The organism is Hydrogenophaga sp. IBVHS1 (assembly GCF_002127265.1).
GTDB lineage: Bacteria > Pseudomonadota > Gammaproteobacteria > Burkholderiales > Burkholderiaceae_C > Hydrogenophaga.
In genome coordinates this window covers 40971-55343 of the sequence record NZ_NFUU01000001.1, presented here as the reverse complement: position 1 = coordinate 55343, position 14373 = coordinate 40971, and the positions used below count along the sequence as shown (strand labels likewise).

General features: G+C 66.5%; 15 protein-coding genes. 9 read left to right on the top strand and 6 right to left on the bottom strand.

What is annotated here, in order from left to right:
* The first annotated feature begins 17 nt into the window (after positions 1–17).
* Both CAP37_RS00250 and CAP37_RS00245 read left to right on the top strand, forming a co-directional pair.
* On the top strand, positions 18–722 hold the full coding sequence (locus tag CAP37_RS00250; protein ID WP_086122314.1) for a ProQ/FinO family protein: 705 nt from the start codon (positions 18–20) through the stop codon (positions 720–722).
* 5 nt (positions 723–727) lie between these two features.
* The gene (locus tag CAP37_RS00245; protein ID WP_086122313.1) at positions 728–1996 is read left to right on the top strand and encodes an MFS transporter; all 1269 of its coding nucleotides are present in this window, start codon (positions 728–730) and stop codon (positions 1994–1996) included.
* On the opposite strand, the gene CAP37_RS00240 is transcribed toward CAP37_RS00245, so the two are convergent.
* Genes CAP37_RS00240 through CAP37_RS00230 form a run of 3 tightly spaced genes read right to left on the bottom strand, consistent with a single transcriptional unit; the run spans position 1971 to position 5053 of the window.
* Positions 1971–3299, bottom strand: a complete 1329-nt coding sequence (locus CAP37_RS00240; RefSeq protein WP_086122312.1) for an FIST N-terminal domain-containing protein — start codon at positions 3297–3299, stop codon at positions 1971–1973. The two genes, CAP37_RS00245 and CAP37_RS00240, sit on opposite strands and share 26 nt — an antisense overlap.
* A gap of 4 nt (positions 3300–3303) precedes the next feature.
* A complete protein-coding gene (locus CAP37_RS00235) occupies positions 3304–4200 on the bottom strand; it encodes a PhaM family polyhydroxyalkanoate granule multifunctional regulatory protein (protein ID WP_086122311.1) in 897 nt (298 codons plus the stop codon).
* 13 nt (positions 4201–4213) lie between these two features.
* Positions 4214–5053 (bottom strand): enoyl-CoA hydratase/isomerase family protein, encoded by an 840-nt coding sequence (locus CAP37_RS00230; RefSeq protein ID WP_086122310.1) that lies wholly within the window; start codon positions 5051–5053, stop codon positions 4214–4216.
* A gap of 133 nt (positions 5054–5186) precedes the next feature.
* On the opposite strand from CAP37_RS00230, the gene CAP37_RS00225 reads away from it, so the two are divergent.
* Both CAP37_RS00225 and CAP37_RS00220 read left to right on the top strand, forming a co-directional pair.
* Positions 5187–5558 carry a TraR/DksA family transcriptional regulator gene (locus tag CAP37_RS00225; protein ID WP_086122309.1) on the top strand — a complete coding sequence of 124 codons (372 nt, stop codon included), beginning with the start codon at positions 5187–5189 and terminating at the stop codon, positions 5556–5558.
* Between the two features lie 30 nt (positions 5559–5588).
* The gene (locus CAP37_RS00220; protein WP_086124742.1) at positions 5589–6029 is read left to right on the top strand and encodes a VOC family protein; all 441 of its coding nucleotides are present in this window, start codon (positions 5589–5591) and stop codon (positions 6027–6029) included.
* Here the strand turns inward: CAP37_RS00220 and CAP37_RS00215 are convergent.
* The gene (locus tag CAP37_RS00215; RefSeq protein ID WP_086122308.1) at positions 6017–7027 is read right to left on the bottom strand and encodes a fumarylacetoacetate hydrolase family protein; all 1011 of its coding nucleotides are present in this window, start codon (positions 7025–7027) and stop codon (positions 6017–6019) included. The two genes, CAP37_RS00220 and CAP37_RS00215, sit on opposite strands and share 13 nt — an antisense overlap.
* Before the next feature lie 177 nt (positions 7028–7204).
* Between CAP37_RS00215 and CAP37_RS00210 the strand changes: the two genes are divergently transcribed.
* The 4 genes from CAP37_RS00210 to CAP37_RS00195 all read left to right on the top strand — a co-directional run bounded on the left by CAP37_RS00210 (position 7205) and on the right by CAP37_RS00195 (position 10998).
* Positions 7205–8062 carry an IclR family transcriptional regulator gene (locus CAP37_RS00210; RefSeq protein WP_086122307.1) on the top strand — a complete coding sequence of 286 codons (858 nt, stop codon included), beginning with the start codon at positions 7205–7207 and terminating at the stop codon, positions 8060–8062.
* A 1-nt stretch (position 8063) separates the two neighbouring features.
* The gene (locus tag CAP37_RS00205) at positions 8064–9263 is read left to right on the top strand and encodes a DUF3108 domain-containing protein (protein ID WP_086122306.1); all 1200 of its coding nucleotides are present in this window, start codon (positions 8064–8066) and stop codon (positions 9261–9263) included.
* 150 nt (positions 9264–9413) lie between these two features.
* Complete coding sequence (locus CAP37_RS00200) at positions 9414–9698, top strand: DUF3567 domain-containing protein (RefSeq protein WP_086122305.1); 285 nt, start codon at positions 9414–9416, stop codon at positions 9696–9698.
* 142 nt (positions 9699–9840) lie between these two features.
* Positions 9841–10998 (top strand): ABC transporter substrate-binding protein, encoded by a 1158-nt coding sequence (locus CAP37_RS00195; RefSeq protein WP_086122304.1) that lies wholly within the window; start codon positions 9841–9843, stop codon positions 10996–10998.
* Between the two features lie 18 nt (positions 10999–11016).
* Here the strand turns inward: CAP37_RS00195 and CAP37_RS00190 are convergent, their stop codons facing one another.
* Positions 11017–12102 (bottom strand): AbrB family transcriptional regulator, encoded by a 1086-nt coding sequence (locus CAP37_RS00190; protein WP_086122303.1) that lies wholly within the window; start codon positions 12100–12102, stop codon positions 11017–11019.
* 138 nt (positions 12103–12240) lie between these two features.
* On the opposite strand from CAP37_RS00190, the gene CAP37_RS00185 reads away from it, so the two are divergent.
* Positions 12241–12978 (top strand): ChaN family lipoprotein, encoded by a 738-nt coding sequence (locus CAP37_RS00185; protein WP_256926839.1) that lies wholly within the window; start codon positions 12241–12243, stop codon positions 12976–12978.
* Between the two features lie 7 nt (positions 12979–12985).
* Here CAP37_RS00185 and CAP37_RS00180 read toward each other — a convergent pair whose 3' ends face one another.
* Complete coding sequence (locus CAP37_RS00180) at positions 12986–14326, bottom strand: aspartate aminotransferase family protein (protein WP_086122301.1); 1341 nt, start codon at positions 14324–14326, stop codon at positions 12986–12988.
* Between the last annotated feature and the right edge of the window lie 47 nt (positions 14327–14373).

Below are 14373 nucleotides of genomic sequence, written 5' to 3'. Positions count from 1 at the left end.
TTTCGTCCCAGGCTTCCATGAACGACCACACCACCCCAACGGCTCCCGCCCCGGCGGCACGCCGCCCCGATCGCCGCCGTCGCGCGCCGACCGGTCAACCGCCGCAACAGGCCCGCCAACCCGCCCAGCGCCAGCACCCCGTGCTCGATCAGCTCGCGCAGCTCTACCCGGCGCTGTTCGGCGAACAGCTCAAGCCACTGAAGCGCGGGATCTTTCAAGACCTGCTCGATGCGCAGCCGGGCGTGCTGGAGGCCGAGAGCCTGAAGGCGGCTCTGGCTTTGCACACGCGCTCCAGCCGGTATCTCACGGTGGTGGCCTCAGGCCAGCAGCGCCACGACCTCGCTGGTGAGCCGGTCGAGGCGCTCACGCCCGAACAGGTGCACCACGCGCTGGTGGAAGTGTTCCGCCGCCGCCAGGGCCGCACACCCGAAGACCTGGTGCCCAAGCTGCGTCAGCGCATTGCGCAGGCGTTCGAGGCTTCTGGCCTGGGTGAAGAGGCCTACGCCACAGCCACGCAAAGCCGCGACGAGGTGGTCAACGAGATCACCCGGCTGGCGTTGGCCGACGCCACGGGTCGCGCCGCGCGCGACGCCGCGCTGCTTCGCGCATTCGAGTCCAGCGGCCAGACCATCGAGGCGTTTGCCGACATGTACGGCATGCCGGCGCAAGACGCCCGACGCACGCTGGAGCGCGCGCGCAGCAAGCTCACCGCCAGGCCCTGACTCGCATGACCCGTCTGCCCGCCGAAGCCGAATCGCCGTATGCGTGGTGGCGGCTGGCGGTGTCGCTGGCGCTCATGACGCTGGGTGGCGCGGGCATGTACTCGGTCACCGTGGTGCTGCCCCGCATCCAGGCCGATTTCGGCATCGACCGGGGCGCCGCATCGTTCCCCTACACGCTGACCATGATCGGCTTCGGCGTGGGCGGCATCCTCATGGGGAAACTCTCGGACCGCTTTGGCGTGATGGTGCCCGTGATCGGCGGCGCCGTGGGCCTGGGGCTGGGCTTCATTGCCGCCGGCGCGGCCACCAGCTTGTGGCAATTCACGCTCGCGCAAGGTTTGTTGATCGGGCTGCTCGGCACCTCCGCCACCTTCGCGCCACTGGTGGCCGACACCTCGCGCTGGTTCACGCGCCGACGCGGCATTGCGCTGGCCATCTGCATGAGCGGCAACTATGTGGCCGGTGCGATCTGGCCCCCGGTGGTGCAGCACTTCATCGAGAACGGCGGCTGGCGCCAGGCCTACTTCACCATCGGGGTGGTCTGCCTGGTGGTGATGCTGCCGCTCGCCCTCGTGCTGCGACGGCCACCGCCCGCACTCGCCGGTGCCGAGCCCGTTCCCGTCGGCACAGTGCCATCCGTGGCGAGTGCGGGCGAACGCCCACTCGGACTGTCGCCCGGCACCCTGCAAGCCCTGCTGTGCGTGGCTGGCGTCTCCTGCTGCGTGGCCATGTCGATGCCGCAGGTGCACATCGTGGCCTACTGCACCGACCTCGGCTTTGGCGCGGCGCGCGGCGCGGAAATGCTCTCGATCATGCTGGGCATGGGAGTGGCGAGCCGGCTCATCTCGGGCTGGATCTCGGACCGCATCGGCGGCTTGCGCACGCTGCTGCTGGGCTCGGTGCTGCAAGGCATTGCGCTGCTGATGTTCCTGCCGTTCGACGGCCTGGTGCCGCTCTACCTGATCTCGGGCATGTTCGGCCTGTTTCAGGGCGGCATCGTGCCGAGCTACGCGCTGATCATTCGCGAACACTTCTCGCCGGTGCAGGCCGGCGTGCGCACCGGCACCGTGCTCATGGCCACACTGCTCGGCATGGCCCTGGGCGGCTGGATGTCGGGCGCGATCTTTGACCTGACCGGTTCCTACCAGGCGGCTTTCGTCAACGGCATCGGGTTCAACCTGCTCAACGTGGGCATCGTCATCTTCTTGCTGCGGCGCGCCCGGGCTCGCGGCGTGGGGCTGGGCCGCCTCAGCCTGTCGCCGACGGCATCGTGAACACCGTCAGCACGCCGGTGTAGCCGTACAGCCGGTGGTGGGCGATCTCGCCGCCAGCAAAGTAGCCCACCAGGGGCACATCACCCAGGGCCCGTCGCACGGTCTGCAGCTCGGCGCTGGGGCTGCCGAAATGCGGACCACCACGACCCGCACAGCTCACATAGATGGCGCCGGCGATGCGCCGCGCTGGATGCGGCAAGGCATCGGGTTCGTTGCCGCCAAGCGCGCTGGCCGTGCTCATGCCCATTTCCGCGGGCTCGAGTTCCTCGCGCACCTCGGCACACACGCGGATGAGGTCGGCGCGCGCGGCCTGCGCATTGCGTTCGCAGAAAGCCAGGCGCGTGCCCACCGGCACCACGTCGGCGATGGCAATGCCACGCCGACCGGGGTCGAGGCCGATCAGGTGGCGCACCATCACCTCGGTGCCGAACTGACCGCGCATGCGCGACGTGTCCACCGTCGAAGGCGCGAGCGCTTCGTCATGTGCGGTCTCGGACTCAGCGTGCGTGAGGCCCACCAGCGTGGCGCGCAGGCGGGGCATGGCCTGATCAGGTTTGTCGAGCGCAATCACCCGCTCGCGCAGCAGCACATCGAGCGCTGGCTCTCCATTGAGTTCAAGCACGAGGTTGCCGTCCGCTGCGGTCACGGTGCGCTCGCGATCGACCGGTTGCGCGCCTTGCGTGACCCGCGAGACCAGGCCCACGTCGGGCCCGAAGGCGACACCACTCAAGCCGCCGAAATACACGCCAGTGGCCGCGCCGTGTCCGCTGAGGTTGCCAGCGCTGCCGAGCGAGAATTGCACGCTGGTGCCGCGGCTGCCGGCCAGCCCGCCAAACACGTAGCCACTGCGCGTGCGGTCGGCCACTTCGACGATGAGCTCGGCCAGCTCCGGGGTGCGGGCATCGGCGTGCAACAGCGCGGTGTGAGCCTCGAAGCCATGAGCGCCGGCAGCGCGTCCGCTGGCCAGCAACGGCGCCACGCCGCTGAACACGCGGTACTGGTCGGGGCTGAGATCGCACAGCATCACGCACAGCGCGGGCTCGTCGAAGTACTCCACGTTGTTGGACGAAATGCCCAGGCCCACCGTCCCCGTCCAGTCGGTGACCTCGGGCAACTCGGCGCTGAGATGCTCCAGGATCGCCTGAGCCTCGTCGGCGTAGTGATCGGTGATGTAGAGCACGGCGAGGGACGGCGCGGACGCGAAGTCGGGCAAGGCCATCTGTGCGCGCAACTGCGCCAGCACCAGAGCGGCGGCCATGCGCCACTGCGGGTGCGTGGCATGCGCATAGGGAAAGAGTTTCATGACGTCAGCGTTTGCGACTGGCCGGCTTCTTCGGTGCGGCCTTTTTCGCCACCGCCTTGCGCGCCGGTGCCGGGGAGGCACGCGTGCCGCTCACCGCTTTGGCGGCAGCACGCCCCATGCCAGCGGCCATGCCCACGTTGCGCGCCACGGTGTCGGTGAGGTTGCGCGTGACCTTGCCGGCCACGCCGCTGGCGGTCTTCATGGCCTGGCCGGTCAGGCCACTGGCGACCTGGCGGGTGGTGTCGAGTGCCGTTTGTTTCGCCGCGTCTTTCATGGCGTTGCTGGCAATCTGCTGAAACTGCTGAGACAGGGCGCCCCACCACTGCACCGGGTCCACCACACCACCGGCGGGTGTGCCGACCGCTGCGGCCTTGCTCGCCGGCCGAGCCTTGCGTCGGGTCGGTGCGGGCGGCGGCGGCGCTTCCACCTCATCTTCGGCCTCTTCATCGGTCTCTGCATCGGCCTCGGGCTTGCCAAACGTGCGCGGCGGAATCTCAAGCCCCGCGAACTGCGAGGGGGCCGCCGGGGCGGCAGATCCGGTGAAGCCAGCCAGCGTGTCGGCGGCCTTGATCTTGAGCGCGTTGGCCACGTCGCCCATGCTGAAGTTCATCGACTTCAGGGTCGAGAGCGTCATCTTCTGCACCTCGAGCGCCTGAATGGTGGCGCCCAGCGCTTTGGAATTCTGGTCGAGCCAGAAGTGCACCGCCTTGAGTTCCTCGATGCGTTTCTCAAGGTCTTCCACGTTGAAGGTGGGCGCCACCCAGTGGCCAAGATTGGGCAGTTGCGGGATGTTCTGGCTGATGCCTTGCGCCACCCCGCCGGCCGCCTGGCCCGCGAGGTTCTGCAGGAACTCGAAGCCGGGAACGAACTTGCCGAAACCGCTGCTGGGGGCGTCGCTCATGGAAGTCTCCTGGTCAATCGTCCACGCCGTAGCGGGGTGCACGGCGCTCACGCAAGGATGCCACACCTTCGCGCACATCGGGGCCTGCAAAGCCCATGAATTCAAGCGCCAGCGAGGTGTCGAACGCGGGGCCCGCCTGGCGCAGCCAGTTGTTGAGCGAGTACTTGGTCCAGCGGATCGCGGTCTGGCTTCCGCTGGCCAGCCGGTCGGCCACTTCAAAGGCCTTCTCCAGCAAGACCGCGTCGTCCACCGCCAGGGAGACCAGGCCGATGCGCTCGGCTTCTTCGCCGCTGATGGGATCGCACAGCATGAGGTAGTACTTGGCCTTGGCCAGCCCGCACAGCAGCGGCCAGACGATGGCCGCGTGGTCGCCAGCGGCCACGCCCAGGCGCGTGTGACCATCGACGATCTTGGCGGATTTCGCCGCGATGGAAATGTCGGCCAGCAGGCCGGCCACCAGACCCGCACCCACGGCCGGGCCGTGCATCGCGCTCACGATCGGCTTGTCGCAGTTGATCACGTTGTAGACCAGGTCACGCGCTTCTTTCCACACGCGCGTGCGCACCTCGAAATCGGACGCCATGTCCTGCACCAGCGCGAGGTCACCGCCCCCCGAGAAGCCCATGCCACTGCCTCGCAGCACGGCACAGCGCACGCTGTCGTCGCGGCCCACGTCGCGCCAGATCTCGCTGAGCTCCCAGTGGCCTTCGTGGCCGGCGGTGGGCAGCTTGCCGTTGCCCCCGGGACCATCGGCGCGCATCTGGATGTCTAGCACGGACGGCACGCCGCCCACGCTGGGGCCGCGTCGAGTGATGGCAAGGGTCTGGTAGCGGCTGTAGTCGACGGGGGTCATGCGGGTCTCCGATGAGGTGTTGAGGGAGGGCCTGCGTCATGCCGCATGACCGTCTGGCCATTGTGCTTGACCTGCGTCAAGCCAGCGCCCGACACAAGAGCGCACGATGAGGCAACCCGATCAGGAGATGAACATGAACACCCCTTTGTCCGACACCTTCAAGACCCAGCTGGTTGCCCTGCGCAGCCAGACCGTAGAACAACTGCGGAGCCAGCGCGGCGGTGCGGTGAGCCGCGCAGAAAGCGCGGCCGATGCCTTGGGCGCTGCCAGCGACGACCAGGCCAGCGCGGATGCACAACGGGATGTGGCGTTTGCGCTGGAAGAACGCGAGTCGGCCGATCTGGTCGCCATCGACGCCGCCTTGCAACGCATCGCCGATGGCAGCTACGGCTTGTGTGTGGAATGCGGCGTGTCCATCCCGACCGCACGGCTGCATGCCAACCCCACCGCCATGCGCTGCGTGGATTGCCAGACCGCCCAGGAAAAGGATCTGGAAAAAGGCTGAAACATCGGCGCGGTCGGTATGCTCTGCGCCATGACGACCCAGAGCTCCACCCTCTCCACCCGAAGCCTGTTCCACTTCGCGTTCAACGTGACCGATCTGGAGGAGGCGCGCCGCTTCTACGGTGGCGTGCTCGGCTGCGCCGAAGGCCGCAGCACCTCCACCTGGGTGGACTTCGATTTTTTCAGCCACCAGATCTCACTGCACCTGGGTGAGCCTTTCAGCACGGCGCGCACCGGCCATGTGGGCGAGCACCTCGTGCCCATGCCGCACTTCGGGCTGGTGCTCTTGCTGCCGGAATGGAAGGCGCTCGCAGCGAGGCTGCAGGCAGCGGGCGTGGCCTTCATCCTGCCGCCACAGGCGCGCTTCGAAGGCCAGCCAGGCGAGCAGTGGACGATGTTCTTCTGCGACCCTTTCGGCAACCCGATCGAGGTGAAAGGATTCGCTTCGCTGGAGCAGGTTTACGCGGCCTGAGCAGCGATCTTCTGTTCAATCGCGCCGAAGATCGACTGACCGTCCTTGCCCTTCATCTCGATGCGAATCGTGTCGCCGAACTTCATGAACTCGGTGGAAGGCTTGCCATCGAGGATGGTTTCGATCGCGCGCTTTTCGGCAATGCAGCTGTAGCCCTTGGGCCATTCCTTGCGGCCGTTGACTTCCACGCCTTTGTTGCTCACGGTGCCGCTGCCCACGATGGAGCCGGCGCGCACATTGCGCGTCTTGCCGATGTGGGCAATCAGCTGCCCAAAGTGAAATGTCATCTCGGGGCCGGCTTCGCACATGCCGACCTTGCGACCGTTCCAGGTGGAGTTCAGGGTGAGGTGCACGCGGCCTCCCTGCCAGGCGTCGCCGAGTTCATCGGGCGTGACCGCCACCGGGCTGAACGCGGTGGCCGGCTTGCTCTGGAAGAAGCCAAACCCCTTGGCCAGTTCGGCCGGGATCAGGTTGCGCAGCGAGACGTCGTTGGCCAGCATCAGCAGGCGGATGCCGTCCAGCGCCTGCTCGGGCGAGGCGCTCATCGGCACGTCCCCGGTCACCACGGCAATCTCGGCCTCGAAGTCGATGCCAAAGTCTTCGCTGGGCACCACCACGTCGTCGCACGGTCCGATGAAGTCGTCGCTGCCACCCTGGTACATGAGTGGATCGGTGTAGAAAGAGTCGGGCACGTCGCTGCTGCGCGCAGCGCGCACCAGCTCCACATGGTTGATGTAGGCCGAACCATCGGCCCACTGGTAGGCGCGCGGCAACGGCGCCATGCATTGCGCCGGATCAAAGGGAAACGCATGCCGCGCCTTGCCCTGGTTGAGCGTGACGTAAAGGTCGTGCAATTGCGGGCTGATGAAGTTCCAGTCATCCAGCACCTGCTGCATCTTTTGCGCGATGCCGGTCGCATAATGCGCCGTGCTCAGGTCGCGGGACACCACCACCAGTTGTCCATCTCGCGAGCCATCTTTGTAAGTGGCGAGTTTCATGCCTGTCTCCTTCTGCCGGATTGGTTGAACGGGACGATTCTGCCCCTCGATGCCCGGGCGCTGCACACCCAGTCGTTACGGATAGTGAAATCAGTTAACCTATTCGTAAAGGTCGGATTCTAGAGCATCGGAACCTGATGACCGACCTGTCGTCCAACCCCTGTGCTCCATCTGACCATGCCCGCTGACACAACCACTCCCCTGGTTTCCGACCTTCTGCTGAACGAAGCCGAGCCCTTGCGCGCCGGCATCCAGTCGGTGGAGGTGGGTTTTGAACTGCTGAACGCGCTTTCCGAGGCTCCGGGCGCTCTGATGCTGCGCGACCTGGCCGCCGCCGCCGGCATGAGCGCGGCCAAGGCGCACCGCTATCTGGTGAGTTTTCAGCGCATGGGCCTGGTGATTCAGGACCCGCTGAGTACCCGGTACGACCTCGGCCCTGCGGCGTTGCGCCTGGGGCTGGCCAGCCTCGCCCGCATCGACGCCGTGAGACTGGCCCGCGAACGCATCGACGGCCTGCTCAACGAGACCGGCCACACGCTGGCCATCGCTGTGTGGGGCAACCAGGGCCCCACCATGGTGCACTGGGTGGAAGCCCCTCAATCGGTGCCGGTGACACTGCGTCTGGGTGATGTGATGCCACTGCTCACTTCGGCCACAGGGCGCTGTTTTGCTGCTTTCATGGGAGATCAGGGGCGTGACAAGGAGCGCATCGAGCCCATGGTGGCAGCAGAACTTGTCCAACTGAAGAACTTGCCCCGCAGTGGGCTGCCTCTGGTGGACGTGCCCCGCAATGCGGCCGAGGTACAGGCAGTATTTGAGGAAACGCGCCGCCGTGGCCTGGCCCGCGTGGTGCACAGCCTGCTGCCCGGTGTGGGGGGCTTTTGCGCCCCGGTTTTCGACGCCCAGGGCCGCCTGGCGCTGGGCCTGGTGGTGCTCGGTTCGGTAGCCACGCTGGACACCGAGTGGGAAGGCCCGCCCGCCACCGCCCTTTTGCGCTGCGCCCGCCAGCTCAGCGCCGACCTGGGCCATACCTGACGTGCCCCAAGCTCAAACCAGCTCCAAAACCGCGCCACGCTGGCCCGCCCTGCTGTGGATCGGTCTGTGTGTGCTGGCGCTGCATTTGTGGCTGCTGACGGGTGCGCTGCCGGGATTCACGGCGTCCAGCGCCTTCACGCCAGGCGCCGAAACACCGTCGGTAAATGCAGCCCGCGAAATGCCCGATGTGTCCGGGGAAGAGGGCAGTAGCTCGCCGGTGCGCATGAGTCAGGTGCGCTGGATCGTGCGCGAGACGGCCGCCGCGCCCGGCCTCATATCTCGGCAGCAGGTGGTTTCGCCACCGCCGGCCAAGGCGTCTGTGCCGGTGGCTGCTGCCAAGCCCCTTGCGCCCCGCGTGAAGGCGCCTTTGCCTGCGCCTGCTCCCACGCCCGCAGCAGAGCCAGAGACCGCGTCGCCGCCCATGGAGGAAGCCGTAGCAGTGGCACCCAGCACCGAGCCCAGCACCGTACTTGCGCAGGCGGCGGCCGTCGAACCCAGCCCGGCCTTGCCCGAGCCCGTCGAGCCCGTGCAGCCCGCAAAGGCACCCGCCGGCAAGCCGTTGCCCCCCGCCCAGCCTCCAGCGAGCACCCGTCTGCACTACGTGGTCGCCGGGCAGATCAAGGGCTTCAACTACAACGCCACCGGCACGCTCGACTGGGAACTCGGTGGCGAGCGCTACAGCGCCCGCATGGAAATGCGCATGCCATTGCTCGGCAGCCGTGTGCAAACCAGCACCGGCGGGGTCGGGCCGGCAGGCCTGATGCCCGAGCGTTTTGCCGACAAGGGCCGCAGCGAACGTGCGGCGCATTTCGAGCGAGAACAGAACCGCATTCGCTTCAGTGCCAACACGCCCGAGGCCGAGTTGTTGCCCGGTGCCCAGGACCGGCTGAGCTTGTTCCTGCAGATCGCAGGCCTGCTGCAGGCCCGCCCGCAGGCCTATGCGAGCGGAGACATCATCGACATGCAGGTGGCAGGCACGGGCGACGCAGAGATCTGGCGCTTCAAGGTGGGCGAAGAAAGCACGCTGGTCTTGCCCGCAGGTGAGCTGCGCGTGCGCCATCTGGTGCGCCAGCCCCGCAAGGAATTCGACAGCACGGTAGAAATGTGGCTCGCTCCCGATCTGAACCACCTCCCGGTGCGCCTGAAGGTGACGCAGGCCAACGGCGACATGGCGGATCAGCAGCTCAGCCAGAAGCCATGATGCGCAGAAAAAATGTGCTTAAAAGGACACATAACTTGAAGTTGGCATGAACGTTGCCATGTAAAGAGCCTCAGACCTACATGCCAGGACGTTTTTTGCCGATATAAGGACATCTGGAACGCAGGTTTTTCATTTCAAGGAATTTCAGTCATGCACATGCTTTACGACTCGGATGCCTTCGCTGTGGTCCACATTCTCGCCAACGCCACCGCAGAGGGTGAAAACGAAGTGGCCGATGGCCCGCAGATTCCGCGCCACGGTTTCGAGATCGTGGACAAGCGCTCGGGCAAGGAGGTCTACCTCGACGGCTCCTGGGCCGAGATGTTCCAGATCCAGATCACCGCCTGGCAGAACAGCACCCCCTCACAAGAGGAAGTGGAAGACACGCTCGAGGGCTACGCCACATTGGCGCAAATGCCGGTCGTGATGCACTGAGGCGATTTCGCTCACGAACTTTCTGATCGGCAGAAAGCCGTCGCGCCATGCGCGGCGGCTTTCTTTTTTTCGGGAGCCATTCCTGTCAGCCTGGCTCAAGGTGGGCCCGGCAAAATTTGCGCCAACCAGCAATGGAGGACGCATGCGAAAAAAAAATGGCACGGGAAGACGGTGGCTCCGGCCGTGGCTGGGGGCTCTCGCCATCTCCCTGGCCATCAGCGCCTCCGCCGAAGACGGTGTGTCGCCTCAGCGGCTGCTCATCGGTCAGACACTGACTTTGCAGGGAGGCGCCAACGACTACGGGGTGGCCGTGATCGAAGGCGTGCAGGCCGCGCTTGAACAGGTCAATCGCTCGGGTGGCGTGGCGGGTCGCCAGATTGCCCTGGTCGTGCTGGACGACGACAACAAGGCGGCCCAGGCGGAGGACAACGCGCGGCGACTCATCGCGCAAGAGAAGGTGTTCATCCTGTTCGGCCCGATTGAGGGTGGACCTTCCTCAGCGGTCATGAAAGTCGCGGTCGACAGCAAGGTGCCGCTGTTCGGCCCCATGGCGGGTTCGCCCAGCCTGCGCCTGCCGCACCAGCCCCTCGTATTTCCAGTGCGCGCAGAACACCAGGCTGAATTTCGCGCCTTGATAAGCCAGGCGCGCAGCGTGGGCATGCGGCGTGTGGCGTTCCTGCGCTCCGATTCGCCCACCGGCTTGCAACATCTGGCGAATGTGCAGCGAATTGCCAAGGAACTCGACATGGACCTGGCGGCCGACCTCTCTTTCAGGGCCGACATCGATGCAGCCGGAATTGATGCACTGGCGCGTCGCGTTCAAAGCCAGAAAGTACAGATGGTGTTCAACCACGGCGGCATCGGCGTGTATGAAAAACTGATCCGCCAGGTCCATGCGCTGGGCATCAAGACCAACTTCTACGGCGTGAATTCAGGGTCGACCCAGTTGGCCAACCACCTGGGCGAACTGGGCCGGGGCATGATTTTTGCGCAAGTGATGCCCAACCCCTGGGAGCGAAAAAGCGGCATCACGCGCGCCTACCAAGAGGCTTATGCCCGCCTCAAGCCCAGCCAGCCTTTTTCTTACGGTAGCCTGGAGGGCTACCTCACTGGACGGGCTCTGGTCGAGGCCCTGCGCCGCGCCGGTCCCACCCCCACGCGTGAGACTTTCGTGGCGGGCCTGCGCAACGCCGACCTGGACATTGAAGGCGTTCGCATTCGCTACCGCGAAGGGGAACACACCGGGATGACGTTGGTGGACCTGGCCCTCGTGGCGCGCGACGGCAAGTTCCGCCACTGAATCGCGCCCAGCCGGGGCTCATGCCGGACGCTTGGCCACCCACAGCCGGTACACCGGTTCGGCCAGCATGAGCACGGCCACGAGGCGACACACCTGGAACGCGGTGACCACCGGCACCCCGAGTTGCAGCACTTTGGCGGTGATGGCCATCTCGGCGATTCCGCCAGGTGCCGTGCCCAGCACCAGGGTGGCGGGGTGCAGGCCGGTGAGCGCCGCCAGCACCCAAGCGAAACCGGCGCACATCAGCATCATGGCGAGGGTGGCAAAGGCCACCGTGGCGAGCCAGCGGGGCGCGGTGTGCACGAAAGCGGGCGTGAAACGCACACCCAGGCTCACGCCAATCACCAGTTGGGCCGCGTTGGACCAGCTTTGGGGGATCGCCGACAGCGTGAAGCCGCACAGCGTGACCGCCATCGCAGTCACCAGCGCGCCCATGAACCAGGGATTGGCGCGGCCGAGGCGTTGCATCAGCAACGCGCCTGCCAGCGTCAACGCCGCCAGGCCCAGAAGGCCCGGCGGTTGCACTTCGCGGATGCTCGGGGGCAGGGTGTCCAGCCCGCTCAAGCCCCAGAACTGCATGGCGAAGGGAATGGTCAATGTCACCATCAGCACGCGCAGGCTGTGCGACGCAGCCACCAGGTCGGTTCTGGCGCCCTGGCGTTCGGCGATGAGCGTCATCTCGGAGGCGCCGCCGATGGCGCCCGCGAAATAGGTGGTGCTGCGCAACTGGGCGGGGGAGAGTGAGGCGAGGTGGCCGGCGTGCCAACGGGCAAGGCAGGCGCCAAACCCCAGGCCCAGCAGAAGCGCCCACACAATGCCCAGCGCAATGGCCCACCACAGGCTGGCCACCAGTGCGCCCACCTCGGGGGTGAAGTAAAGGCCCAGTGCCGCGCCAATCACCCACTGGCCCGCATTGCGCAGCGGCGTCCAGCTCTCGGTGCGCGCGCCCAGCATGGACACCAGCGAAGTCGCCACCAGCGGGCCGATCATCCAGGGGATGGGCGTGTTCAGCCAGCGGCACAGCAAAGCGGCGGCCAGAGCAAGCAGTAGGGTCAGCAGAACGCGCGGCCACGAACTCGGGCCAAAAGCAGACGGGAGGAGCACGCAGGAACAAGCGGGGGTGGCACCGCAAAGGGGCAATAGAGCCCGTAGTATCCACGCATGACCTGTCGAGCCGCTGTCCTCATCGCACTCACCGCCTCACTCCTGTGCGCCTGCGCAACCAACCCTTCACCCGGGTCCGTGCCCGCTCTGCTCGACCGGGTGTTGCCCACGCAGGCCCTGCTGATCGGCGAACAGCACGATGCCATGGAACACCAGGCGCTGCAGCGCGATGTGGTGCTGGCGCTCGCCGCGCGCGGCCGGCTCGGCGGTGTGGTGATGGAGATGGCCGAGCAAGGTCGCGGCACCGCTGGCCTGCCAAACGATGCCAGTGAAGAAATGGTGCGTGAGGCCCTGAACTGGACACCCGACGGCGGCTGGCCCTGGGCCGCCTATGGGCCGGTGGTGATGGCCGCGGTGCGCTCCGGTGCGCCGGTGGTGGGCGGCAACCTGCCGCGCAGCCGGATGCGCGAAGCCATGGGTGAGGCGGCGCTCGATGGCCTGATTGGTGCAGAGGCGGTGCGTCAGCAGCGCGAAGCGATTCGCGACGGCCACTGCGGTTTGTTGCCCGAAAGCCAGATCGCCCCGATGGCGCGAATCCAGCTCGCGCGAGACCGCGCCATGGCGCAGACACTGGAGAGCGCGGTGCAGCGGGCCGGGCCAGGCAAGACCGTGGTGCTGGTGGCAGGCAATGGCCACGTGCGGCGCGACCTGGGGGTACCGCTGTACCTGCCTTCCGATCTCAAGCACCAGGTGTTGATGGCCCAGGCCGGCGAAGCGAAGTTCAGCGGTCAGCCCGCCGATGCGGTATGGCGCACACCCGCACTGCCGCCGCGCGACCACTGCGTCGAGCTGCGGCAGCGCATGCCAGCGCGCTGAGCCTCGCTCAGGCCACCCGCTTTATTGCATCGGCCAGCGTGCCGACCATCATTTCAATCTGCGCGCGCTCCACGATGAAGGGCGGCGCGAACACCAGGTTGTCGCCCGCGTTGCGCACCAACACGCCCCGGTGGTAGCAGTCCATGAACACATCGAAGGCGCGCTTGCCCGGCAGGCCGGCCAGGGGCGCCAGCTCCACGGCGGCAGCCAGGCCGTAGCTGCGGATGCCGATCACATTGGGCAAGCCTTTCAGCGCGCTGTGCATGGCGTCGCCCAGCACCGGGCCCATCTCGCCGGCGCGCTCGAACAGCTTCTCTTCGCGGAACAGGTCGAGCGTGGCGATGGCGGCCGCGCAGGCCACAGGGTGCCCGGAATAGGTGTAGCCGTGGAAGAACTCGATGGCGTGATCGGGCGCGCTGCCGTGCGCGCCCATCATGGCGTTGTAGATGCGGTCGGTGCAGACCACGCCGCCGAGCGGGATGACGCCGTTGGTCACCGCCTTGGCGAAGTTCAGCATGTCGGGCTGCACGCCATAGTGGTCTGAAGCAAACGCGGTGCCCAGGCGGCCGAAGCCGGTGATGACCTCGTCGAAAATCAGCAGGATGCCGTGCTTGTCGCAGATCTCGCGCAGGCGCTTCAGGTAACCCTGCGGCGGCACGTACCAGCCCGCGCTGCCAGCCACCGGCTCCACGATGACAGCGGCCACGTTGCTGGGGTCGTGCAGCGGCAGAATGCGGTTCTCAAGTTCGAGCAGCAGGTCTTCGTCCCAGACCGGTTCGGTGTTGTGCACGTAGGCGTGGCGCACGGGGTCGTGAATGAAGCGCAGGTGGTCCACGCGCGGCAGCAGGCTGGTGCCGTAGACCTTGCGGTTGGCGGGAATGCCGCCCACGCTCATGCCGCCGAAGCCCACACCGTGGTAACCGCGCTCGCGGCCGATGAACAGGTTGCGGTGGCCTTCGCCGCGTGCGCGGTGGTAGGCCAGCGCCACCTTCATCGAGGTGTCGGCGGCCTCCGATCCCGAATTGCAGAACAGCACCTTGTTCAGGTCGCCCGGCGCCATGCGGGCGATCATCTCGGCGGCGCGGAACGCCTTGTCGTTGCTCACGCTGAACGCCGTGGCGTAGTCCAGCGTGTCCAGCTGCTTCTTGATGGCTTCGTTGATAGGCTTGCGGTTGTGACCTGCGCCCACACACCACAGGCTGGAGATGCCGTCGATCACCTGCCGGCCGTCGTGCGTGGTGAAGTGCATGCCTTCGGCCGCCACAAAAATGCGCGGGTCTTTCTGGAACGCCCGGTTGGGGGTGAAAGGCAACCACTGGTTGTCCATGCGAAGCTCGTTGTAGGCCATGGCCAAGTCTCCTCAAACAAAAGTTTTCAACGGCGGGATTGTGGCAC